This window comes from Agrobacterium sp. A3-95 (genome assembly GCF_053521785.1).
Genome location: NZ_JBNWDR010000011.1, coordinates 53,839 through 76,734, shown reverse-complemented (window position 1 = coordinate 76,734; position 22,896 = coordinate 53,839). Strand labels below are relative to the sequence as shown.

General features: G+C 59.9%; 19 protein-coding genes and 2 pseudogenes. 11 read left to right on the top strand and 10 right to left on the bottom strand.

All coding sequences use genetic code 11. The annotated features are described in order from the left end of the window. Window positions 1-5: 5 nt before the first annotated feature. A complete protein-coding gene (locus tag ACQZ5Y_RS24040; protein WP_121557855.1) occupies window positions 6-1,166 on the top strand; it encodes an ABC transporter ATP-binding protein in 1,161 nt (386 codons plus the stop codon). Window positions 1,167-1,228: 62 nt separating this feature from the next. On the opposite strand, the gene ACQZ5Y_RS24035 is transcribed toward ACQZ5Y_RS24040, so the two are convergent. Beyond that, window positions 1,229-1,987: a GntR family transcriptional regulator gene (locus ACQZ5Y_RS24035; RefSeq protein ID WP_121557856.1), complete on the bottom strand. Its 759-nt coding sequence runs from the start codon at window positions 1,985-1,987 to the stop codon at window positions 1,229-1,231. Window positions 1,988-2,160: 173 nt separating this feature from the next. Between ACQZ5Y_RS24035 and ACQZ5Y_RS24030 the strand changes: the two genes are divergently transcribed. Genes ACQZ5Y_RS24030 through dgoD form a run of 5 tightly spaced genes read left to right on the top strand, consistent with a single transcriptional unit; the run spans window position 2,161 to window position 7,204 of the window. Beyond that, on the top strand, window positions 2,161-3,369 hold the full coding sequence (locus ACQZ5Y_RS24030) for a mandelate racemase/muconate lactonizing enzyme family protein (protein ID WP_121557857.1): 1,209 nt from the start codon (window positions 2,161-2,163) through the stop codon (window positions 3,367-3,369). A 9-nt stretch (window positions 3,370-3,378) separates the two neighbouring features. Further along, window positions 3,379-4,146, top strand: a complete 768-nt coding sequence (locus ACQZ5Y_RS24025; protein WP_121557858.1) for an SDR family oxidoreductase — start codon at window positions 3,379-3,381, stop codon at window positions 4,144-4,146. 44 nt (window positions 4,147-4,190) lie between these two features. Next, window positions 4,191-5,222, top strand: coding sequence for an L-idonate 5-dehydrogenase (locus ACQZ5Y_RS24020; RefSeq protein WP_121557859.1), 1,032 nt, complete (start codon window positions 4,191-4,193; stop codon window positions 5,220-5,222). 14 nt (window positions 5,223-5,236) lie between these two features. Next, window positions 5,237-6,007 (top strand): SDR family NAD(P)-dependent oxidoreductase, encoded by a 771-nt coding sequence (locus tag ACQZ5Y_RS24015; RefSeq protein ID WP_121557860.1) that lies wholly within the window; start codon window positions 5,237-5,239, stop codon window positions 6,005-6,007. A 48-nt stretch (window positions 6,008-6,055) separates the two neighbouring features. Next, window positions 6,056-7,204, top strand: coding sequence for a galactonate dehydratase (gene dgoD, locus ACQZ5Y_RS24010; protein ID WP_121557861.1), 1,149 nt, complete (start codon window positions 6,056-6,058; stop codon window positions 7,202-7,204). A 231-nt stretch (window positions 7,205-7,435) separates the two neighbouring features. On the opposite strand, the pseudogene ACQZ5Y_RS24005 reads toward dgoD, so the two are convergent. Next, window positions 7,436-8,140, bottom strand: a pseudogene (locus tag ACQZ5Y_RS24005) (IS3 family transposase); the annotation flags it as partial. 119 nt (window positions 8,141-8,259) lie between these two features. Here ACQZ5Y_RS24005 and ACQZ5Y_RS24000 point away from each other — a divergent pair. The 4 genes and pseudogenes from ACQZ5Y_RS24000 (at window position 8,260) to ACQZ5Y_RS23985 (ending at window position 12,373) form a co-directional block, all read left to right on the top strand. Then, a pseudogene (locus tag ACQZ5Y_RS24000) lies at window positions 8,260-9,816 on the top strand (ISL3 family transposase). A 212-nt stretch (window positions 9,817-10,028) separates the two neighbouring features. Further along, on the top strand, window positions 10,029-11,183 hold the full coding sequence (locus tag ACQZ5Y_RS23995; protein WP_121557862.1) for a mandelate racemase/muconate lactonizing enzyme family protein: 1,155 nt from the start codon (window positions 10,029-10,031) through the stop codon (window positions 11,181-11,183). Window positions 11,184-11,205: 22 nt separating this feature from the next. Further along, window positions 11,206-11,991 carry an SDR family oxidoreductase gene (locus tag ACQZ5Y_RS23990; protein WP_121557863.1) on the top strand — a complete coding sequence of 262 codons (786 nt, stop codon included), beginning with the start codon at window positions 11,206-11,208 and terminating at the stop codon, window positions 11,989-11,991. A gap of 103 nt (window positions 11,992-12,094) precedes the next feature. Continuing rightward, complete coding sequence (locus ACQZ5Y_RS23985; RefSeq protein ID WP_211380951.1) at window positions 12,095-12,373, top strand: cupin domain-containing protein; 279 nt, start codon at window positions 12,095-12,097, stop codon at window positions 12,371-12,373. An 88-nt stretch (window positions 12,374-12,461) separates the two neighbouring features. On the opposite strand, the gene ACQZ5Y_RS23980 is transcribed toward ACQZ5Y_RS23985, so the two are convergent. The 7 genes from ACQZ5Y_RS23980 to ACQZ5Y_RS23950 all read right to left on the bottom strand — a co-directional run bounded on the left by ACQZ5Y_RS23980 (window position 12,462) and on the right by ACQZ5Y_RS23950 (window position 19,934). Beyond that, complete coding sequence (locus tag ACQZ5Y_RS23980) at window positions 12,462-13,982, bottom strand: aldehyde dehydrogenase (NADP(+)) (protein WP_121557864.1); 1,521 nt, start codon at window positions 13,980-13,982, stop codon at window positions 12,462-12,464. Between the two features lie 22 nt (window positions 13,983-14,004). Beyond that, the gene (locus tag ACQZ5Y_RS23975; RefSeq protein ID WP_121557865.1) at window positions 14,005-15,087 is read right to left on the bottom strand and encodes a mannonate dehydratase; all 1,083 of its coding nucleotides are present in this window, start codon (window positions 15,085-15,087) and stop codon (window positions 14,005-14,007) included. A 56-nt stretch (window positions 15,088-15,143) separates the two neighbouring features. Then, window positions 15,144-15,452 (bottom strand): YciI family protein, encoded by a 309-nt coding sequence (locus ACQZ5Y_RS23970; protein WP_121557866.1) that lies wholly within the window; start codon window positions 15,450-15,452, stop codon window positions 15,144-15,146. Between the two features lie 13 nt (window positions 15,453-15,465). Beyond that, the gene (gene araD, locus ACQZ5Y_RS23965) at window positions 15,466-17,205 is read right to left on the bottom strand and encodes an L-arabinonate dehydratase (protein WP_121557867.1); all 1,740 of its coding nucleotides are present in this window, start codon (window positions 17,203-17,205) and stop codon (window positions 15,466-15,468) included. A 2-nt stretch (window positions 17,206-17,207) separates the two neighbouring features. Continuing rightward, window positions 17,208-18,584: an MFS transporter gene (locus ACQZ5Y_RS23960; RefSeq protein ID WP_121557868.1), complete on the bottom strand. Its 1,377-nt coding sequence runs from the start codon at window positions 18,582-18,584 to the stop codon at window positions 17,208-17,210. Window positions 18,585-18,690: 106 nt separating this feature from the next. Further along, a complete protein-coding gene (locus ACQZ5Y_RS23955; protein WP_121557869.1) occupies window positions 18,691-19,140 on the bottom strand; it encodes a nuclear transport factor 2 family protein in 450 nt (149 codons plus the stop codon). After that, on the bottom strand, window positions 19,137-19,934 hold the full coding sequence (locus tag ACQZ5Y_RS23950) for an RraA family protein (RefSeq protein WP_233283742.1): 798 nt from the start codon (window positions 19,932-19,934) through the stop codon (window positions 19,137-19,139). The genes ACQZ5Y_RS23955 and ACQZ5Y_RS23950 overlap by 4 nt, the downstream gene beginning before the upstream one ends. A 123-nt stretch (window positions 19,935-20,057) precedes the next feature. On the opposite strand from ACQZ5Y_RS23950, the gene ACQZ5Y_RS23945 reads away from it, so the two are divergent. Next, a complete protein-coding gene (locus ACQZ5Y_RS23945) occupies window positions 20,058-21,656 on the top strand; it encodes an IclR family transcriptional regulator domain-containing protein (RefSeq protein ID WP_174060392.1) in 1,599 nt (532 codons plus the stop codon). A gap of 15 nt (window positions 21,657-21,671) precedes the next feature. Here ACQZ5Y_RS23945 and ACQZ5Y_RS23940 read toward each other — a convergent pair whose 3' ends face one another. After that, on the bottom strand, window positions 21,672-22,592 hold the full coding sequence (locus ACQZ5Y_RS23940; RefSeq protein WP_121557872.1) for a DMT family transporter: 921 nt from the start codon (window positions 22,590-22,592) through the stop codon (window positions 21,672-21,674). Between the last annotated feature and the right edge of the window lie 304 nt (window positions 22,593-22,896).

The window sequence follows — 22,896 nt, the reverse complement described above, 5'->3', positions numbered from 1 at the left end:
TCGACATGGCATCCATCACCTTGAAGAGCGTCAACAAAAGCTTCGGCGCCAAGGAAGTGATCAAGAATATCGACATCGCCGTCCCGGATGGCGAGTTCCTGGTCCTGCTCGGACCTTCGGGCTGCGGAAAATCGACGTTGCTGCGCACGCTTGCGGGCCTCGAAAGCATTTCAGGCGGCGAAATCCTGATCGACAACCGCCGCGTGGACAATTTGCCGCCGAGCGATCGCGACATGGCCTTCGTCTTCCAGTCCTACGCGCTTTATCCGCATCTGACCGTGCGGCGGAATATGACCTTTCCGCTGATCATGAAGCAGTTCCGCTGGTGGTATCATATCCCGGTCATCGGCAGCCTTGCCAAGCGAAGGATCGAGAATTCGCCGCAGGTGAAGGAAACGTTGATGCGCAACGCCAAGATCCTAGGCCTGACCGAGATGCTCGACCGGTTTCCGCGCACGCTCTCGGGCGGACAGCGCCAGCGTGTCGCACTTGGCCGGGCCATGGTGCGGCAGCCCGAGGTCTTCCTGATGGACGAGCCGCTCTCCAATCTCGACGCCAAGCTTCGAACCTCAATGCGCGCCGAAATTTCCAAGCTGCACGCCGATATCGGCGGCACCTTTGTCTACGTTACCCACGATCAGGTCGAGGCGATGACCATGGGCAGCAAGATCGCCCTGATGCGCGACGGCATCGTCCAGCAGTTCGGGTCGTCGCGCGAAATCTATACGGACCCGGCCAATACCTATGTTGCCAGGTTCATCGGCACCCCGCCGATGAACCTCATCGAGGCTGACGCTGCGAGCGGCGGCATCAGTGTCGGCGGCGCCGCGCTGGCCCTGCCTCAGGCCCTGTCGAGTGCGGTAAAAAAAGACGGCAAGGTGCTGTTCGGTATCCGTCCGAATGCGATCAAGCTGCTCCCGGGCCATCAGCCCGGCAGTGTCGATGGCACGGTGACGCTGGTCGAGCATATCGGCGCCGAATCCGTCATTGCCGTGACGCTTCGCAACGGCGCAACAGCGCATCGCGAGGAGGGGGAACTCGACGCCGTGATGGTCACGGAACAGGGCTATACCGGACTGAAGGTCGGCGATCCCGTCACGCTGGCATTCAATTTCGATGAAGGCGTATTGTTTTCTGCCGAGACGGGCTTGCGCCTGCGCGCCTGAGCCCGCCGGCGGCGCCAACGGGTTTCACGATCATGACAAGCAAGCATGCCAAGCGGAATCGTTTAAAGCGACACCAGCGATTCCAGGCTCGAATCGAAAATGGAGGGATCGATATCGCGTTCGAGCGTGTCGAACATCCGGTCGACAAAGTCGATCAGATGATCCGACGCCTCGACGGCGAGCGAAACGTTGCGTTTGGCGATGGCTTCAAGAACAGCAATGTGGCTGTTGATGGTCCCCGCAAGGCTCTCTGCGCCGCCGATATTGCGGTGATGGATCAGGCCTATGCGTCGGAACAATGTGTGCAGCGGACGCAGCGTGTGCTCCAGAAACGGCTCACCTGCCGCCAACAGGATAAGCTTGTCGATGCGTCTGTCGAAGATGTTGAACTCGCTGATCGCCATCGTTTCGCGCTGATCCTTGAGGATGCGAGTGATGTGCAGCATCTGCGAACGATGCGTCGACGTCGAGTGCTCCGCTGCAAGGGAAACGACGAAGCGCTCGAGATCGCGGCGGAGCCGCAGAAGCATTCTTTCTCTGGCAAGATCGATCGGTGCGATCTGCAGGCCGTGGCGCGGTTGAATGATCACCAGAGTGTCGGCCGCCAGCCGGCTGACGGCCTGATGGACCGGCGTTCGGCTCAGACCGGTGACCTGTTGCAGTTCCTGGATGGACAGAAAACGACCCGGCCGAAGTTCGCAGGTAATGATCAGATGTTCGATCCGCTCGTAGGCGAGGTCGGTCAGGTTGACGCCGTTGCGTCTCTTTTCCTGCGGGTTGCCATCCGACTCCGTCGTCATGGTCGTGTTTTTGCCGGCCATTCTTCATTCCTTGAGGTTCTGCTTGACGATACCGATCCGCCCCGGCAACTGCAAAACGTTGCGTTGAGAAATTTCTCAATATTTCAGATTTCGCAAAATTTCAAAGGAATTGCCGGCAACACAGGAAAGCCTTTCCTGACTGTCCGCCGCAATCAGGAGAAGGAATACCTAGCGTGAAGATCACCCGTATCGAAACCCTGAGAACCAAAGAATTCGCCAACGTGTTGTGGGTCCGCGTCCATACCGACGCAGGCATCATCGGGCTTGGCGAAACCTTCTACGGTGCTGGCGCAGTCGAAGCCCATATCCACGACACGCTGTGCGGTCGTCTGATGGGCAAGAACCCCCTACATATCGAGGCGCTGCATAAGGAAATGCTCAACCTGCCGATGGCACAGTCTTCCACCGGCGTCGAGCATCGCGCCGTATCGGCGATCGACATCGCCCTGTGGGATATTTTCGGCAAGGTTTGCAATCAGCCCGTCCACCAGATGCTGGGTGGATTGTGTGCCGAAAAGCTGCGCGTGTATAACACCTGCGCAGGCTACGGCTATGTCCGCTCCAACAACATCAAGCCGGTCTCGAACTGGAACTTCAAGAAAAGTGAAGCCGCCGGTCCTTATGAGGATCTGGAAGGCTTCATGACGGATGCCGGCGCTCTGGCCGAGAACCTGCTCGAGAACGGCATCACGGCGATGAAGATCTGGCCTTTCGATCCTGCAGCGATCGAGAGCAATGGCCTGAACATCTCCGCCGAGCAGATGAAGCAGGCGATTTCGCCCTTCGAGAAGATCCGCAAGGCTGTCGGCGACAAGATGGACATCATGGTTGAATTCCATTCGTTGTGGAACCTGCCCACAGCGATGAAGATCGCCCGCGCGCTCGAACCCTACAAGCCCTATTGGTACGAAGACCCGATCCGGATGAACTCGCCGCAGGCACTCGCCGAATACGCACGCTCGACGGATGTCTGGGTCTGCGCCAGCGAAACGCTCGGAACACGCTTCCCTTACAAGGACATGCTCGATCGGGATGCGGCCCATGTCGTGATGGTCGATCTGTGCTGGACCGGCGGCTTGACCGAGGGACGCAAGATTGCCTCGATGGCGGAAACCTACCACCGGCCCTTTGCGCCGCATGACTGCATCGGCCCGGTCGGATTCGCCGCCGCCATCCACATGTCGTTCAGCCAGCCGAATACTTTGATCCAGGAGTCCGTGCGGGCCTTCTATACCGGCTGGTATAAGGAGCTGGTCACCGCCGTGCCGCGGATCGAAGGCGGCTATGTTTACCCGATGGATGGTCCGGGCCTTGGTGTCGAGTTGCTGCCGGCCGTCTTCGAGCGGTCTGATCTCATCGTCCGCACAACCGATTTTGAATGAGGAATACCCATGTCCACGACGCTATTTGATCTGACTGGCAAGACCGCCCTGGTAACCGGGTCGTCGCGCGGTCTTGGGCGAGCGATTGCAGAGGGTCTGGCCGCCACCGGTGCCCGCATCGTTCTCAACGGTACCGATCCGGCAAGGCTGGATACTGCGATCTCGGAGTTAGCCGCGAAGGGTTTCGACGTCTCCGGCAGCGCGTTCGACGTGACCGACGAGGCCGCCATCGACGCCGCGTTCAAGCGCTTCGACGATGATGGCCTTGCGATCGACATTCTTGTCAACAACGCCGGCATTCAGTTTCGAAAGCCGATGGTGGATCTCGCCACCGCCGACTGGCAGAGGGTGATCGACACCAACCTGACCAGTGCCTTCGTCATCGGCCGCGCCGCGGCACGCCGAATGATTCCACGCGGTTACGGCAAGATCATCAACATCGGTTCGCTCACCAGCGAACTGGCACGCGCCACGGTCGCGCCATATACGGTTGCCAAGGGCGGCGTAAAGATGCTGACCAAGGCCATGGCGGCGGAGTGGGGCGAACACGGACTGCAGGCCAATGCCATCGGTCCGGGATACATGCTGACCGACATGAACGAGGCGCTGGTCAACAACCCGCAATTCGACGGCTGGGTAAAAACCCGGACGCCGGCGCGACGCTGGGGCCGGCCCGACGAACTGGTCGGAACGGCGATCTTTCTGGCCTCGGATGCCTCCGGATATGTCAACGGCCAGATCATCTATGTCGACGGTGGCATGATCTCGGTGCTCTGAGCGCCAGAATCCCCGTCATAACGATATCAGGAAGGATGAGTTCGATGTTAGGCGTTATCATTCACGCGCAGAAGGATCTGCGGATCGAGCCGGTGGCAAGTGTCGCACCGGCTGCCGGCCAAGTCAGGATCGCCATCAAGGCCGGTGGGATCTGCGGTTCCGACCTGCACTATTACCTGCATGGCGGCTCCGGTACCATCCGGGTGCGCGAACCGGTGGCGCTCGGACACGAGATGGCAGGCATTATCGAGGAATGCGGTTCGGGCGTATCGCATCTCGTGCCGGGCATGCGGGTGTCGGTCAATCCCAGCTCTCCTTGCAACGAATGCGAATACTGCCGCCAGGGCGCACATAACCAGTGCCTCAATATGCAGTTCATGGGCAGCGCCATGCGACTTCCGCATGCACAGGGCGGTTTTCGCCAGAACATCACCGTCAGTGCCGTCCAGGCGATCCCGATCGCCGATCACGTCACCATGCCGGAGGCGGCCATGGCCGAACCGCTTGCGGTCGTCCTTCATGCGGCCAAACAGGCCGGCTCGCTTCTGGGCAAGCGCGTGCTTGTCACCGGCTGTGGCCCGATCGGCGCATTATGCGTGCTCGCCGCCCGCTACAGCGGAGCGGCGGAGATCATCGCCACAGACGTTGGGGAATTTCCGCTCAAGATCGCCAGGGCGCTCGGTGCTACCGAAGTCCTCAACATGGCGACGACGCCCGACGCGCTGGCACCCTATACCGCCGGCAAGGGCACGATCGACGTCCTGTTCGAGGCTTCCGGCAATCAGGTTGCGCTCAACGGTGCGCTTGCGGCCATCCGGGCAGGCGGCATCATCGTGCAGGTCGGCCTTGGCGGTGACGTGACCTTGCCGATCAATGCCATCGTCACCAAGGAACTGCAGTTGCGCGGCACTTTTCGGTTCGACACCGAGTTCCAGCTTGCGGTGGACCTGATGAACGCCGGCGGTTTCGATCTGAAGCCCCTGGTAACGGATACCCTGCCTTTTCAGCAGGCGGATGAGGCCTTCATGCTGGCGACGGATCGTTCGCGGTCTATGAAGGTTCAGCTTTCATTCTGATCTGTGGTGGTGCGATGACAAACTCTATGTCTTCACTTGCCGGAAAAGTGGCGCTAGTCACCGGCGGCAATGGCGGTATCGGGCTTTCCATGGCGCTCGGCCTGGCAAAGGCGGGCGCGAGAGTGGTGATTGCCGGGCGCAATCAATCCAAGGGCGAAGACGCGCTGCGGCTTCTGAAGGCTACCGGTGCCGCCGGCCGCTTTCTCGAAGTGGACGTCAGCGACGAGAGTGCCTGCACGGACGCGGTCCGGAACCTTGCCGAGGCCGAAGGGCGATTGGATATTCTCGTCAACAATGCAGGCATCAACGTTCGTCAAGCGCCTGAAATCTACGATCTGGCCGACTGGCACCGGATCATCCAGACCAATCTGACGGCAGCATTCGTCTGCGCGCAGGCCGCCTACCCGGCACTGAAGGCGTCCGGCAACGGCAAGATCATCAATATCGGTTCGATGACGTCGATATTCGGCGCATCCTTTGCGCCGGCTTACGGCGCAAGCAAGGGTGGCATTGTCCAGCTCACCCGATCGCTCGCAGTCGCCTGGGCACCGGACAATATCCAGGTCAACGCGGTTCTGCCGGGCTGGATTGATACCGACCTTGGCGCCTCCGCGCGGCAGGACGTCGCGGGACTGAACGACAAGGTGATATCGCGCACCCCTGCCGGACGCTGGGGAATTGGCGAGGATTTCGAAGGCATTGCCGCGTTTCTGGCGGGGCCGCGGTCACAGTTCATCACCGGCACGGCGATCCCGGTCGATGGCGGATATTCTATCTCCGGCTGAGCGGCCGTCGCGGGGATGTAGCAGTGAAAACTTGGAGGCAGGCACGTCATGAAGATCACAAAACTCACGACCTATATCGTCCCGCCACGTTGGATGTTTCTCAAGATCGAGACAGACGAGGGCATCACCGGCTGGGGCGAACCGGTCGTCGAGGGGCGGGCGCTGACGGTGCAGGCGGCTGTCCACGAGCTTGAGGATTATCTGATTGGCAAGGACCCGTTCCTGATCGAGGATCATTGGAACGTGATGTATCGCGGCGGTTTTTACCGCGGCGGTGCGATCCACATGAGCGCCATCGCCGGCATCGACCAGGCACTTTGGGATATCAAGGGCAAGGCGCTCGGCCAACCGGTCCACGCGTTGCTCGGCGGGCAGTGCCGCGACAAGATCAAGGTCTATTCCTGGATCGGCGGCGACCGCCCGAGCGATATCACCCGCAATGCAAGGGATGTGGTCTCTGCCGGGTTCAAGGCACTCAAACTTAACGGTGCAGAGGAACTGCAGATCGTTGATGGTCATGACAAGATTGATGCGGTTGTCGCGACGATCGGAGCTGTGCGGGATGCGGTCGGACCCCATATCGGCATCGGTGCCGATTTCCACGGCCGGGTGCACAAGCCGATGGCAAAGGTTCTGGCCAAGGAACTCGAACAATTCAAGCTGATGTTCATCGAGGAACCGGTGCTCTCCGAAAACCTGGAGTCGCTGAAGGAGATCGCCAACCATTGCTCGGCGCCGATTGCGTTGGGTGAGCGGCTTTACTCACGCTGGGATTTCAAATCAGTCTTGGCCAATGGTTATGTCGATATCATCCAGCCCGATCTCTCGCATGCGGGCGGTATTACCGAATGCCGCAAGATCGCGACGATGGCGGAAGCCTACGATGTCGCCTTGGCACCCCATTGCCCGCTCGGCCCGATTGCGCTTGCGGCCTGCCTGCAGCTCGATGCCGTCAGCTATAACGCTTTCATTCAGGAGCAGAGCCTCGGCATCCACTACAACAAGGGTAGCGATCTCCTCGACTACATTACCAACAAAGATGTCTTCGGCTACGAGGATGGTTTTGTCGCCATACCCCAGGGGCCGGGACTGGGCGTGAAAATCGACGAAGAGCTTCTTCTCGAGAAAGGCAAAATAGGCCATCGCTGGCGCAATCCTGTCTGGCGACACGAGGATGGCAGCGTTGCTGAATGGTAGCTCGCGGCGCATTTCGAAACTACACAATAATTTATGCAGGCTAACTTGGGGCGAAGCGTTCGTCCCTGGACCAGAGGCAACGTTGCCATAGTGAGACTGCACGCTATGGACGCTGTTTGACCATCCGATACTTGGTTCTCCGATGTAATCTTCATTTTCTGGAGTTGCCCCATAAAAACCGGACAGGATCAGATTGGACTTGCCCCGGAAAAGTGGAGAGGCGATTTCAGTTCAAGCGGTCAGTCTCTCGAACTGTGCGGGGCTCAGGTAGTCAAGCGCCGAGTGCCGCCTTTTGGGATTGTAGAAGCCATCGATGTATCGGGCAATGGCGATTTTCGCCTGCTTGCGTGTCTGGTAGACGGTTCTCCAGATCAGTTCTGATTTCAATGTCTTGAAGAACGTTTCGACCATGGCGTTATCGTAACAATTTCCCTTTCCCGACATAGAGATCAGGATGCCATTGCGGCGCAGCATGGTCTGATAGTCCATGGCACAATATTGACTGCCGCGGTCGGAATGATGGATCAGGCCGGGCTTTGGACGACGCATGGTAATGGCTTTTCGAAGGGCATTGATGGCCAGTTCTCGGTGCAATCGATCGCTGATCTCCCAACCGATGACGCGTCGTGAGAACATGTCGATGACGACAGCCAGGTAGAGCCAGCCTTCACGTGTCCAGACATAGGAAATATCGGAACCCCATTTCTGGTTGGGCCCGGTTGCGGCAAAATCCTGATCGATGATGTTGGGCGCAACGGGGAAGGCATGCTGGCTGTCCGTCGTGCGCTTGAAGCGCCGCTTCTGTCGGGCACGAAGGCCATTCTCTTGCATTAGCCGGGCGGTTCGCCGTCGACCGATGGCAAAACCGCTGTCCTGCAATTCCCGTGTCATGCGCGGGCTGCCATAGGTCTCGTGCGATAGCGTATAGGCCGAGCGTGTTGATTGCCACTGAGAAGTGACCCGGTAGCACAGGATATTTCCATCGAGAATTGGCTCTGACTCAAATTTGCTGCGGTCGTGCATGAGGTTTCTGCTGATTCACCGGAGGATCAGCAATGGGCCATCGATTGCCGCATGCGAGTCTCGCGCCGTTCGGCTTTGCAGTAGAAGCCGTCAAGATCGTTGGAGAATGTGTTCAAATTCGGCTTCGATCGCGCAATCCATCAGCAGCTTGTCCAGCCTGCGGGCGAGTAAGCCGATGAATTCAAAGCCGATATGAGCGGCGACCGGCCGACTTACCTCTCAGTGGCCGGCGGGTAGAGCTGACAGTCGTGACGCGTCGGTTCTGGTGCGATGCCGTATTGTGTGGCCGGCGTATCTTCAGCGAACAATTCGGGGACAACGTGCTGGCTCGCTATGGTCGACGCACTTACAGGCTGGAAACGATTGTTCACCACCTCGGCCTGGCGCTTGGCGGTAGACCTGCCGCAGCATTTGCCGAACGCCTGATGGTGCCGGTGAGCAACGACACGTTATTGCGGGTGGTTCGCCGCCGTATTGGCAACCGGAACGAAGACCTCAAGGTTATAGGCATCGACGATTTTGCCTTCAGGCGCGGGCAAACCTACGGAACAATTGTTTGTGACCTTGAACGGCGGAGACCCGTCACCCTTTTACCTGATCGCGCGCTGGATACCTCTCGAACATGGCTTGCCAAGCATCCGTCGATATCGATTGTCGCCCGTGATCGGGGCGGTGGTTATGGTGAGGCCATAGCGAAGGCATTGCCCGATGCTGCGCAGGTCGCCGATCGGTGGCACCTGATGGAGAACTCCAGCCGGGCCTTTCTCGACGCTGTCGGCAAGTCGATGCGGCAGATCAGACAGGCTGTCGGCAGCAATGTCGTTGATCCCAAGCTTCTGACATACGCTGAGAAGCTGCAGTATGAAGGATATCTACGCCGGCAGGAAACGAACGAGGCGGTCCGGGAGCTGTCGAAGAAGGGAACATCCATTCGACAGATCGTGCGGCAAACCGGCCATAGCCGGAAGCTCGTTCGCGACATTCTAAGGGGTCAGCGTCTCGACGTATTCCGAACGCGCCCCAGCTCTCTGGATAGCTGGCTGCCCTGGCTCAACAGCCGCTGGGAGGAAGGGGCGCGGAACGCTTCGGCACTTTGGCGTGAGATGAAGACGAAGGGTTTTGCGGGGCAGAGTGGCGTCGTCTCGCAATGGGCGCAACGCCGACGTCTTGCGGAAAAGGCCAATCAGAGCGGGCTCGCCAGAACGCCATCCGCGCGGGTCATCGCACGGCTCATGACTACCGCACGTGATAACCTTGCGAAGTCCGAAGCGATCCTCGTAGCGGCGATCGAGGTGAACGTCCCGGAGCTTGTAGTCGCTCGTACGGCCATCGGCGATTTCCAGTCCATGATCCGCTCGAAGACAGCGCGCAAGCTCGACGAGTGGTTGGAAGCCGCTAAAAACAGCTTGGTCGGATCGTTTGCTGGCGGCGTCGAAAAAGACCTTGATGCTGTCAGAAATGCGATCATCTCACCGTGGTCAAATGGTCAGACTGAAGGCCAGATCACGCGCCTGAAGCTCATCAAGCGCCAGATGTATGGAAGAGCAAAGCTCGATTTGCTGCAAGCAAGACTGATCGGCGTATCGTAGAAGCGGAACGTCAGCAAATGTGCGTCAGAGCCAATTCTCAGTGAAAATCAACAGACAGACCCTGTCGCCCACAGCCGCACGGCTTTCTCAATTGATCCGTGATCTTATTGTCACCAAAAACTGAATAATCCACCAGATATTTCAATTTCACACCCATAATGACCGCCGTTATGGTCCGCGCTCGTAGGCATTGCACGAGCGGGAGGAAAATCATGTTAAGTCAGGCGGTCGCGCACGAGATGCGCGTAGTCGAAAGCACCCAGAAGATTGCGCGCATAGAAGCGCATAAACTCCAGAATATTCCCATCCAGACGCCTCCGTTTCGAACACTGCCGAACAATGAAGGCGCCCTTCTCCTAGAGATCGAGACGAATGACGGCGTCATTGGCTGGGCGACGAGCGGCTACACGCATCCCGTCGCGATCGACCTGATCAACAAATACCTAACGCCAGCGATCTTGGGCACCGACCCGTTCCGGACCGAGCATATCCCGATGCTGTTCGACAGGCACACCTTCGACAGGCCGCTTGGCCGAGTGTTGGTATCTGCTCTAGCCATGATCGACGTAGCGCTGTGGGACATCAAGGGCAAAACGTTGGGCAAACCCGTTCACCATCTGCTGGGCGGAGCGCGCGACAGGGTGCCTGTCTATGTTACCCACGGCGCGGCGTATGCGGGCGCTCCGGCTTACACGCCGGAGGAACTGGCCGCCGAAGCAGTGCATCTCGTCAAGATGGGCAATACGCACTTGAAAAACACAGTCGGCCGCCAGCCAACTCCCGATCCGCGTGAAGACTACCTGCGGATGAAGGCGATGCGCGACGCAGTCGGACCGGACATCCAGCTGTCGATGGATGGCAATCTTCGCATGTCGATCGCCGAGGCCGTCAAACTGTGCACGCTTTGCCAAGAACTCGACATCAGCTTCATCGAGGAGCCGATCCACTACAACGATCCCGCCAACATGGCGCATCTGCGCTCCAGGACGACCATTCCGGTTGCGGCTGCGGAGAACGAACGCTTCTCCGCACTGCAATTGCTTCAGGCGGGCGCGGTGGATTTCATCCAGCCCAACATCAACAACGACGGCGGCCTGACCGCCGCGTTGCGGACCGCCGCGCTGGCGCGGGCGTTCAACATCCCACTCAGCCATGGCAATGGCAACGGACCGCACAATATCGCGCTGCATGCCGGCGTCGCGAACGGCGGCCTCGTCGAATACCACTTCCACAAGTGGATGGCCTACAACGCGATCTTCAAGGACGTGCCGCAGCCGGAGGGTGGTTACCTGACGGTTTCGCAGCAGCCGGGTTTCGGCCTTGAGCCGAAGGACGGCCTCATCAGGGAATACAGGGCGAAGGCCTGACGGATAATAAAGGAGAAGGACGATGGATCTGGGTCTTGAGGGAAAGACGGCGCTCGTGCTCGGCGGGGGTGGCGGCCTCGGTGGGGCGATCGCGCGGACGTTGGCCGCCGAAGGGGCGCGTGTCGCCGTGGCCGATATCAGCAAGGAGGCCGGTGATGCCACCGCGGACGCCATCCGGCAGGCTGGCGGGACATCCCTTGCGCTGCAGTGGGATCTGGCCGACCTTGCAGGCATACCAGAAAGGCTCGTTGCCATTGGCGAGTCCCTGGGGGAGGTGGACATTCTGGTCAACAACACCGGCGGGCCGCCGCCGACGGCGGCGACGGGTCAGGACCCCGCCCTCTGGCTGAAGCATTTCGAGGCGATGGTTCTGTCCGTCATCGCCATCACCGATGGGGTCATTCCCGGTATGCGCGCCCGCAAATGGGGCCGCATCATCACGTCGACCTCGTCAGGCGTCGTGGCACCCATTCCGAACCTGGGCATATCGAATGCGCTGCGGCTGTCCCTCGTCGGCTGGTCGAAAACGTTGGCGGGCGAAGTCGGCTCCGACGGGATCACCGCCAATGTCGTTCTTCCCGGCCGGGTGAACACCCAGCGCATTGCCTTTCTTGATGAACAGAAGGCGAAGCGGGAGGGACGCACCGCAAGCGATGTCTCCGCGCAGAGCACCGCATCGATTCCCGTCGGGCGCTACGGCGATCCGCAGGAATATGCCGATGTCGTGACGTTCATCGCCAGCACGCGCGCATCCTACATCACCGGGTCCGTCATCCGCATCGATGGCGGTTTGATTTCAAGCATCTGAAGGAGTGGCGATTGTGCTGATTGATTGGTCGAAAATACCTGTTGTCGCAGGAATGCGCGCGGGGTCAGATCGCAAAGGGATATGCGGAGACAAGATCTCCGCGGTGCGTGTCACGACTGCCGCAGATGCGACATTTGATGGAAAGACGCATTGGCACGACAACGAGCAGATTCTCGTCATGGTCTCGGGTACGTGCCGTTTGGTCGTCGATGGACGCGAGTTCGACGTCAATCCGGGCGATCTTGTCTTTTTCCCTTCAGGGTCGAGGCATGCCGCAATCGGTGTTGGTCCCGAGGGATGCGTCTATTACGAACTGTTTGCACCGGCGAGACCGGATCAGCTTCCAGGCTGGGTAGGATCGAGCGTTTTGCAGTTCGATTGAGCCGCGTCAGACGCATTAGGGCGCATTTGAAAGATTTGTAGAAAAGACGGTGGATGGGCCTGGGCCCATCCACCGTCTCGATGTCAACTCAAGCAAAAACGGCGGGCTGCAGGTCAGCTGGAAAATCCTGATAGCAGACCGGCCGGAGGAAGCGGTAGATCGCCATCGTGCCGACAGATGTCGAGCGGCCATCCGATGTCGAAGGGTAGGGACCGCCATGGACCATGGCCGGCGACACCTCGACGCCCGTTCCGAAACCGTTGACAAGAACGCGCCCGGCCAGAAGCTCCAGCATCGGAACGATCCGCAGCGCCGCCGCATGGTCGCCGTCGTCGATGTGCAACGCCGCTGTCAGCTGCCCTTCGAGCGCTTCGAGGACCGCAACGACCTCGGCCTCGTCCTTGCAGCGCACGACGAGGCTCGCCGCGCCGAACATTTCTTCCTGCAGCGAGGCGTCGCCGAGAAACGCTGCGGCGCTGGTCTGGAACAGCGCGGCGCTCGCCTGGCCGGTCTCGCCGGCCTTGCCTTCGCCAACCTTTTCAACGTTCGGGTTCGCCGATATCTGGGCGACGCCCGAGACGAAGGCCTTGCAGATGCCTGCGGTCAGCATCGTCTGCGCCGGGGCGCCGGCAAGGCTCTCCGCGGCGGCGGCCAGGAATGCATCGAGGCCTTCGCCATCGATCGCGATCACCAGACCGGGGTTTGTGCAGAACTGGCCCGCACCCAACGTGAGCGAGGCGACGAAGCCGCGGCCGATCTCGGCGCCGCGGTTTTTCAGCGCGTGCGGAAAGAGAATGACGGGATTGATGCTGCTCATTTCGGCATAGACCGGGATCGGCTGACGGCGGGCGGCTGCAATCTTCATCAGTGCCGTTCCACCTCCACGAGAGCCGGTGAAGCCGACCGCACGGATACGATGGTCGGCCACAAGCCCCTGGCCGACGTCACGGCCGCTATCGAAAAGCAGTGCGAAGGTTCCGGCCGGCATGGCGCAATCCTTCACGGCCTTCGCGACGGCGCGCCCTACCAGTTCGGATGTGCCAGGATGGGCGGAATGGGCTTTTACGATGACGGGGCAGCCTGCCGCCAGCGCGGAGGCGGTATCGCCGCCGGCAACTGAGAAGGCCAGCGGGAAATTCGACGCGCCGAAGACGGCGACAGGACCGACCCCGATATTGCGGAGCTTCAGGTCTGGCTTCGGCGGCACGCGTTCCGGATTGGCCGGATCGAACCGCCGCTCGAGGAAGTTGCCAGAGCGGACCTCGGTCGCAAACATCCGCAACTGATTGACGGTGCGCATGCGCTCGCCTTCGATGCGGCCACGCGGCAGGCCGGTCTCCTGCATCGCCCGTTCGACGAGACTGTTGCCGAGGTCGAGGATATTCTGCCCGATCGATTCCAGAAACATTGCCCGGTCTTCCAGGGCGGTCTCCCGGTAGACGGGGAAGGCCTGCCAGGCGAGCGAAGCCGCATGGTCTAGGTCTTCCAAGGTTGCGCCGCCAAAGCCAACGGGCAATCGTGCACCGGTCGCGGCGTCATATCCGAAGATTTCGCCAGAGGCACCGCGCTTCTCCTCGCCACCGATCAGCAATACGCCATTGAGATCCATTTTCGTTTCCAATCACTTGTTTTCAGGCGGGGATCGCGTGCAGAAGGCCGCGAGTATAGCCGAGGGCGAATCCGAAGAATCGTTCGCGCGCCGGGTCGAGATCCGAAACCGGCACATGGTCGGGGCAAAGGATGCCATCATAGCCGACTTCGCGATAGGCGCGGATCGATGCAGCCATGTCGACGCTGCCGTCATCCGGGAAGCATTCGGAGAAATCCAGGTAGCCACCCTTGATGTTGCGGAAGTGGACCATGTAGATGCGGTCACGCCCGCCGAATTCCCGGATGGCTCGCACGACATAGTCCGACGGGTCCTCAGACATTTCGGCAACGGTGCCTTGGCAGAAGTTCAGGCCATGCGCTTTGCTTTCTGGAGCAATGTCGAGGAAACGGCGAATTCCCTCGATAGATCCAACGACATGCTCCACTCCGTTCAATCCGCCCAGCGGGTAAGCAGGATCATGGGGGTGGGCGGCTAGGCGGATCCCGGCCTTCTCGGCCGTGGGGATAACCTGCTCAACGAAATATTCCAGCGCATCCCAGCCCTGCTGCTGCGTGACGCCACCGGAGCTTGTTCCGAGAACCTGTCCTACGGCCTCCTTTGTGCCGAGCGCGTTGGCAGCGATGTCGGACCCGTGCTGGTCGGCACCGGGATGGCCGACGCCCCAGTAGGAAAACTTGCTGTCGGAATCAGGCGAATATTGCGCCGCCCTGAAGGCGCTACCACGCACGCCGCCGCGACCTTCGACAAAGCCGGTGCGGGTGATGCCGACCATCTGAAGATTGTATTTCAGGATCGGGATGCCGCCATCGGCCGCCGCCTGAATGTCCTTGCGCAGCCGTTCTGCTGTCTTCTTTGCCTTTTCCGGATTGTGGATGCTGTCCAACAGGATGGAATCGACGTCGAGTGCGAGCACGTCGAGCGACATGTCGAAGCCCTCGACCCATTGCCGCTGCGCCTTGACCTTGGCCGCGTCCCAGACGCCGTCGCTGTCTTTCAGCTGTTCGTTCGGCCTGCTGTCAATGACAAGGCGCTTAACACCGTATTGCGTCGAAAGCCGCAGCCGGTCTTCCGTTGGATTGATGATCTGTTCGCCCAGTTCCATGGCGTCTACTCCGGATTCGTTCGTTGTATTTTGATCGTGTGTCGGTTGCGCGGTGGTCAGTTTCCACCCATTAGCTTGTCCCAGTCGACGCGCCGCATTTCGATGATCTCCACATCGCCCCAGACGCCATCGCGCTGGTAGGGCTCAGTGGCGACATAGGCATCGAGGTCGGCGCGGCTCTCGAAATCCAGCAGCATGACCGAACCGACCATGTTGCCGTCTTTGTCCAACATTGCACCCCCATCGACTACACGACCGTCGGCTTTCATCACGCGCAGCCCGTCCATGTGTTCCGCGCGAGAGGCGAGGCGTTTATCGAGTGTTCCGGAAGCCTTATCATCGCGGGCAATCACGGCGAAATGCATGTCTTTCTCTCCCTCAGTAGATAGCCGGCTCGTCGTTTGGACGGCCGTAGGATGTTTGCAGGAAATCGAAATCGCAGCCCTTGTCAGCCTGTTGGATATGGCGCGAGAACATCCAGCCGTAGCCGCGCTCGTAGCGCGGCGCTGGCGGATTCCATTGCTCGCGCCTTGCCGCCATCTCCTCTTCTGAAACGAGGGCTTCCAGCGTCCTTGCCGGAACGTCCACCGTTATCAGGTCGCCGGTCCGGATAAGGGCCAACGGGCCGCCGATAAAGCTTTCGGGCGAAACATGCAGGATGCAGGCACCATAGCTCGTGCCCGACATGCGCGCATCGGAGATCCGCACCATGTCGCGCACGCCTTGCTTCAAAAGCTTCTTTGGAATGGGAATCATGCCCCATTCCGGCATGCCGGGTCCGCCTAAGGGCCCCGCGTTGCGGAGCACGATGACGTGCTCCGCCGTCACATCGAGGTCGTCGCTGTCGATTTGCGCCTTCAGCGAGGCGTAGTCATCGAACACCAGCGCCGGGCCGGTATGCTTCAGCAGCCGCGTGTCGCAGGAACTCGGCTTGATGACGCAGCCATCCGGAGCAAGGTTGCCACGCAGTACGGCAAGCGCGCCTTCGGCATAGATAGGTTGGTCGATGGGCCTGATCACATCGTCGTTGTAAACCTCGGCACCGGCAATTGTCTCGCCGACCGTCTTTCCGCTGACGGTCATGGCGTCGAGATGCAGATGATCACGCAGACGGTTCATCAGGGCCGGCAATCCGCCGGCGTAATGGAAGTCTTCCATCAGATAGGTATCGCCGCTCGGGCGCACATTTGCGATGACGGGGATGACGCGGCTGAGCCGATCGAAATCGTCGAGCGTGATGTCATGCCCGGCGCGTCGTGCCTGCGCCAGCACATGGACGATGGCATTGGTGGAACAGCCCATCGCCATTGCGACGGTAATGCCGTTCAAAAAGGCATTGCGGGACTGGATGCGCGCCGGTGTCAGATCCTCCCAGACCATATCGACCACGCGCTGCCCTGCTTGATAGCACATCCGGATATGGCCGGAATCGACAGCCGGTATGGACGACGCGCCCGGCATGGTCATGCCGATCGCTTCGGCGATTGCCGTCATCGTGCTCGCCGTCCCCATGGTCATGCAAGTTCCATAGGAACGGGCGATCCCGGATGTGATGTCAGCGATGTCCCTGTCGTCGATTGTGCCAAGCCGCCTCTCGTCCCAGTATTTGAACGCGTCCGAACCGGAGCCGAGCGTCTTGCCGCGCCAGTGGCCGCGTAGCATGGGGCCGGCGGGGATGAAGATCGCCGGCAGGCCTATGCTGGTCGCGCCCAGCAGCAGACCCGGTGTCGACTTGTCACAGCCGCCCATCAGGATGACGCCGTCGATGGGATAAGCGCGTACCATCTCCTCGACTTCCATGGCCAGCAGGTTGCGGAAGAGCAGGGCAGAGGGTTTCAAAAGATTTTCGAACAGTGATATGGCCGGGAGCTCGAATGGTACGCCGCCCGCCTTCGACACGCCGCGTTTTACGTCTTCAACACGTTCGCGGAAATGGGCGTGGCACGGGTTGATGTCCGACCAGGTGTTGATAATCGCGATCATCGGCTTGCCCGAAAGATCGTCGAGATCAAGACCCAGCTGCATCATGCGCGAGCGATGATTGAAGCTTCGGAAATCGTCCTGGGCGAACCAGCGCGCGCTTCTGAGATCTTGCGGTGCTTTAATCTTCAGGCCCATCTTCAAATCCTGCCCGGCTTTGCATTTGACTCAACAGTGCCTGAGACGCCATCTGGGCGTGGCACGCGCAGCTCCGCGCGCTTGATCGGGCCGACGATGACCCAGTAGCTGAATATCGCCACCATGCCGTGCAGTCCGACGAAGAGCAGTGCGCTGGCAAACGACCCTGAACCGGCGACGAGATAGCCAATGACCAGCGGTGTCACGATGCCGGCGGTGTTGCCGATCGCGTTGAACACGCCGCCCGTGACGCCGATGATCTCGCGTGGAGCGGTATCGGCAATCACCGTCCAGCCAAGAGAGCCGAACCCCTTGCCGAAGAAGGCAAGCGACATGAGGAAAACGATGGCGAATTCGGATGTGACAAAGTTGCAAAGGATCATCGCGCCCGTCAGCAGCAGGCCGATGGTAATCGGCGTCTTTCGTGCGATGCTGAGTGAGCCGGTGCGCTTCAGAAGCCAATCTGAAAAGAAGCCGGTCGAGACACCGCCGATACAGCCGGCGATGGCGGGGATTGACGCAACGAAACCAGCGCTCAAAATATCCAGCCCGACGCTTTCGACGAGATAGGTCGGAAACCAGGACACGAAGAACCAGGTGATCGCGGTGATGCAGTATTGTGCGATGAAGATGCCGACGAGCATGCGGCTGCGGAACAGGCCGAAGATCTGCCCGGCGGTTGGACCTTTCGAACCGGAGGAGGCGGAAACCTCCTCGCCGAGTTCGACGAGTGCGCCACCCTGTTTAATGTATGCGATCTCTGCTTTCGTGACCTTCGGATGCTTGGTCGGGACGAAATATTTGGCCCACCAAACGATCGCCAGGACGAGCCCAAGGCAGCCCATCACCGTGAAGACATGCTCCCAGCCGAAGACGTGATTCAGCCAGCCCATGAGTGGCGTGAAGATCGCCAGCGAAAGATATTGCGCGCTGTTGAATACCGCACCCGCGATGCCGCGTTCGTTCGACGGAAACCATGCGGCGATAATGCGGGCCGAGGCCGGACCTACAGGTGATTCAAAAATACCTAGGAGCACCCGCAGACAAAGCAGCGCAATGAAAGGAAAGGCAACATGCGTTACGAAGCCGGCCATGAAAGTGGCAAGTGACCACAAAATCAGGCCGTAGAGCACGGTGCGTTTGGCGCCTAGTTTATCGACCAGCCAGCCGGCCGGGAGATGGCCTAGGACATAGGCCCATGCGAAGGCGGAAAATATCCAGCCGAGTTCGATCTTGCTGATACCGAGCTCACTGGTGATGCCTGGACCGGCGACAGACAGAGTTGCCCTGTCGCCGGTGCTGAAGGCCAGGACGATCGTGATGAGCGCGAGCGTGATGTATCTGTAAAACCCCGCACGCGGGGCTGTCGCCTCTCCCATGGCGCTTCCTCCTAAATATTGCAAAAAAGTGTCCGACTGTGTCGAGGCTGCCCCCGCGCCGATCAACCTTACGGTGGCGCAGGGGCACAAAATGCCTTGGGAGGCATTACGGTGATTTCAGGTGATAACCTCTGGCCGCATAGTCGAAATCGTAAAGCTGCGCGATTGCCACCGACGAATCTGCAGGAGAGGCGTAGTAGGCGCGGATTTCCTTGATGCGCCCGCTGTCCTCGTCGAAGATGTACCACTCGTCTCCGCGTAGCGCGGTGCCGGCCTTGTTCTTCCAATGTGTCCACTCGATAACGGCTTCTGGCTCAGTCGACGAGCACAGGACTTTCTCGATTGTCCACTGCGAGCCGAGCGTCTCGACGCACCAGATCCACTTTCGCGCAATGGTGTCTGCGCCCCGCCACGGGATGTCCGGCAGTCCGGGCGGAAAGTAGTGGATTCCGTCAGGTGTGAAGCTGTCGACCAGCCCCTGATAATCCGCGGCATTGCAGGCGGCAAAATAGTCGCGGATCGTCTTTTCCATCTGTGCCGGCGTTAGCTTGCTCATGATAACGTCTCCGCGCGCAGGGTCGGCGCATCTTCAGGTTTCGCGCCAGCCGCTTTCCAGGCCTGGAAATCGGCGCGGATCTGCTCAGTGGGCGGGTAGACGCCATAGAGTGGTTCGCCGGACCCCACCCGATACGACAGGTACTTCTCTAGTTCGTCGCGGCGCTCGCACAGGTCGGCCATTTCCGCCGCTAGGTAACGCGGCACGACGGTGATCCCATCGCCGTCGCCGACGATAATGTCGCCAGGATAAACGGCAACGCCGGCGCAGGCGATCGGTGTTTGCAGGTCGGCAACGCGGTGATAGGAGAGGCGTGTCGACGCCACGACCATCTGACCGTAAGCCGGGAAATCGAGTTTAGACAGTTCCTGCCCGTCACGGAACGAGCCGTCGGTAACGATGGCCGCCGCACCACGCATCTTCATCCGAGTAGGCAGCATCGCGCCAGCGGACGCGGCCCGCGGGTCAAAGCGGCTGTCGATGACCAGAACCTCGCCTGCGCCGATATTCTCGACCGCTTCCCATTGCAGGTTGTCGGGGTTCGGATGCGGCTTGAGCGTGTCGATCGTATCCAGATCCTCGCGGGCGGGGATCATGCGCAGCGTGAAAGCCTCGCCTGCAAAATTGACCGCATCCGGGTTCATCGGCTTCAGCCCGACAAGGAAGCACTGGCGCAAGCCCTTCTTGAAGAGCTCCGTCGTGAGCGAGCCGCTCGAGCAGTGCTTCAAGCGCTCAATGACAGATGCCGGGACATCGATGTCATGCTTGATCTGATATTTTCTGGCCTTCGTCATGTCCATCTCGTGGTCTACCCAAATTCATGTCGATAAAGCTTTATACTCATCATGCGGACGAAATTGAAGTTGAAGACGGATTATGCAAGATATCCGTATCACAGTATGGACAACGAGGACGCTATGGACAGCAAATGGCAAGAAAAACCTGAAAGGGACACGGTCAAAGGCGCAGCGCTGATCGACAAGGCATTCCAGCTTATCGACCTTATCGGGGCGGCACCCGGTCACGTTAGCATCCAGCATCTGACGCGCGAAACCGGCTGGGCACGACCGACACTTTACCGCATTCTGGCAGCCATCACCGCCAACGGCTATCTCCGCTTCGACCCGGTCGCCCAGGGCTACACGCTCGGCTATCGTTTTCTTGAACTCGCCCAAAATGTCTGGTCTGGTCCGGATCTCGCCGCGATCGCAAGCGGCGAACTGCGACGGCTTCGGGATATGACCGGCGAGACCGCGTATCTCGCGGTGCCCCATGACGGCGCGATGATGGCGCTCGGCAAATTCGAGGGAACGCATGCCGTGAGGTCAGCAGCTCAGTTGGGCATCCGTAAGCCCCTGCATTGCACGAGCCAGGGAAAGGCGATTTTGTCCTTCCTGCAGGAAAGTGAGGTGGAGCGGCTAATCGGCTCCGATATGCTGGAACGCTTTACGCCTAATACGATCACGCAGCCTGCTCATCTCAAGCTGCATCTGGCCGTGGCGCGGCAGCGCGGTTATGCGATCGAAGACGAAGAAATCATCGCCGGCAATCGATGCGTTGGCGCAGCGATCCTTGACGAGGGCGGCAAGCCGTTCGCGGCAATAAGCGTCGCCGGTCCCATCTGGCGGCTCACCAGCGAAAGGGTCGAGCAGCTCGGCCCCGAGATCGCGCTGGTGGCAAGAAACATAGGCGCGCAAATGCGCGGAAGAGGCGATGCGGCGGCAGTGGCGGCCGGGCATCCAATGGCCCATCCCCGTTCGACCAAGCTCGCCTTCTATGGCGGCGATCCCGCCTGGGACACCGATCGCAAGATTGTGCTTTGGACAGATCGTCTGGGACCGGCCGTGTTTGCGGCTGGAACGGCATCCTTCAAATCCTACTCCATGCCCCATGATGGCCCGATCAGTGCTGCAAGCTTTTCATCGGGCGTGATGGACATCTGGCAACAGCAGAAACGGGCGCGGATGGTCGGCGGCGGCCCGAGCGTCGTCGCAGAAGAACAGGTCGAGGTCCTGGCAACCGCAACTCACCCGTCGGGCATTGTTTGGCGCTCGATCCGGGATGGCGAAGGCAGCCGCCTGGGGCCGATAGGCGGCAACGAATCACAGGGCTGGACGCTCGCCAGCCGGATCGAGGCTCTTGCGTGGACGCCGGACGCTTCTGTGCTGTTTGCCGCCGATCCCCACAAGGGTACAATTTACTCGCTGCAGGCGCCGGCAAAATCGCCGCGGGTCTTCAGCCGTATCCCACGGGTATCAGGAGAGCCGAGGGCGATTGCGATCGATCCCAAAGGGCGTCTGTGGGTCGCGCTTTACGACGGCTGGGGCGTTGCCCGCATTTCGGAGGATGGCGATATCGATCACGTTCTGGCTTTGCCTGTGCCGCGCCCAACAGGGCTCGCCTTCGGGGGGGAGGATATGAAAAGCATGTTTATCACTTCCGCACGCGTCGGCCTCTCCCGCGAGGTCCTGGACAATGCGCCGCTCTCTGGCCAGTTGCTCGTTTATCGGCCCTGACTGAACAGCAGGCGGTCATAGCTTTCCGCGCCTGCGCAGCGAGCGTTCGCGCATCATTACAAAGATGCCGGACGCTACGATGACCGCGGAGCCGAGCAGGACCATTGCAGATGGAATCTCGCCAAAAAGCACAACGCCAAAGATGACGACCCACAGCATCGAGAGGTATTCGAAAGGCGCAAGCACCGACGCCTCGGAATACTTCAGCGCGTGCGTGAGCATCATTTGAGAAGCACCGCCGGCAAACCCGATGAACAGCAGCATGGCAAGCTGATAGGCGTCCGGGGCGATCCAGCCCCATGGAATGGTTGCAAGGCCGAGCAGGGCGGTAACCACCGAAAAATAGATCACAATCGTCTCCGGCGTTTCTCGCCCGCTCATGCGTCGGATCTGGATCGATGCCAACGCGGCGAGCCCGGCAAAGGTTAAGGCGAGCAAGCCGCCGATCGGATCTCGTTCCGTCAGGCTTACCGCGAATATATGTTCCGACAGGATAAGTGCTACGCCAAGAAACCCGACGATTACGGCGCTCCATCGGTAGATCTGGACCGTCTCCTTAAGGATAACGACGGCGAGGACCACGCCGAAGAAGGGGCTCGCAAAGGCGATGGCCTGTGCATCGGAGAGCGGGAGCCTTTGAACGGCTGAAAACCAGCACAGCATGCCGACCCCGCCAATCATTCCGCGGAAGGCGTGGCCGACCGGATCGGCCGTCTTGAGGGCGCGCAGCAATCCTCCTCTCCACGCCAGGAAGCCGAAAAGAACAGGCAAGGTCAGTGCGGAGCGGGCAAATATCACCTGTCCGAGCGGCACAGTATCACCCAGTAGCTTGATTGCCGCAACGGTCGCCGCCATCCAGAATGTCGCCCCGATCTTGAGGGCCACCGCGATAAGCATCGCGTTGGCGTTTGTCTTCGGCATAATCGTTCCGTCCATTTCTCAATCCCGAAAGGCGGCGATGGCGAGCCCGACGCCGCAAGTGGTGCACTGCGATTGCATTCTCATAATTTGAGGCAAGATCGAATCCACCAACTCATTTCGCACGCTTTCACGAACTTTTCCAATCGTGGACAGTGTCGGCGTCCACAATATGAGACGGATTCAGCGTGGGTCGATGCGCCATCTTGTCGCTTCAGCATGCTTCCCGCAATATGAGTACGAGGAGGAAGTGGGGCGGCTATGCACGATGTGCAGCAGCCGAGCCGCAACTTGCAGCACTTACAAAGCCAATGGGAGGAAC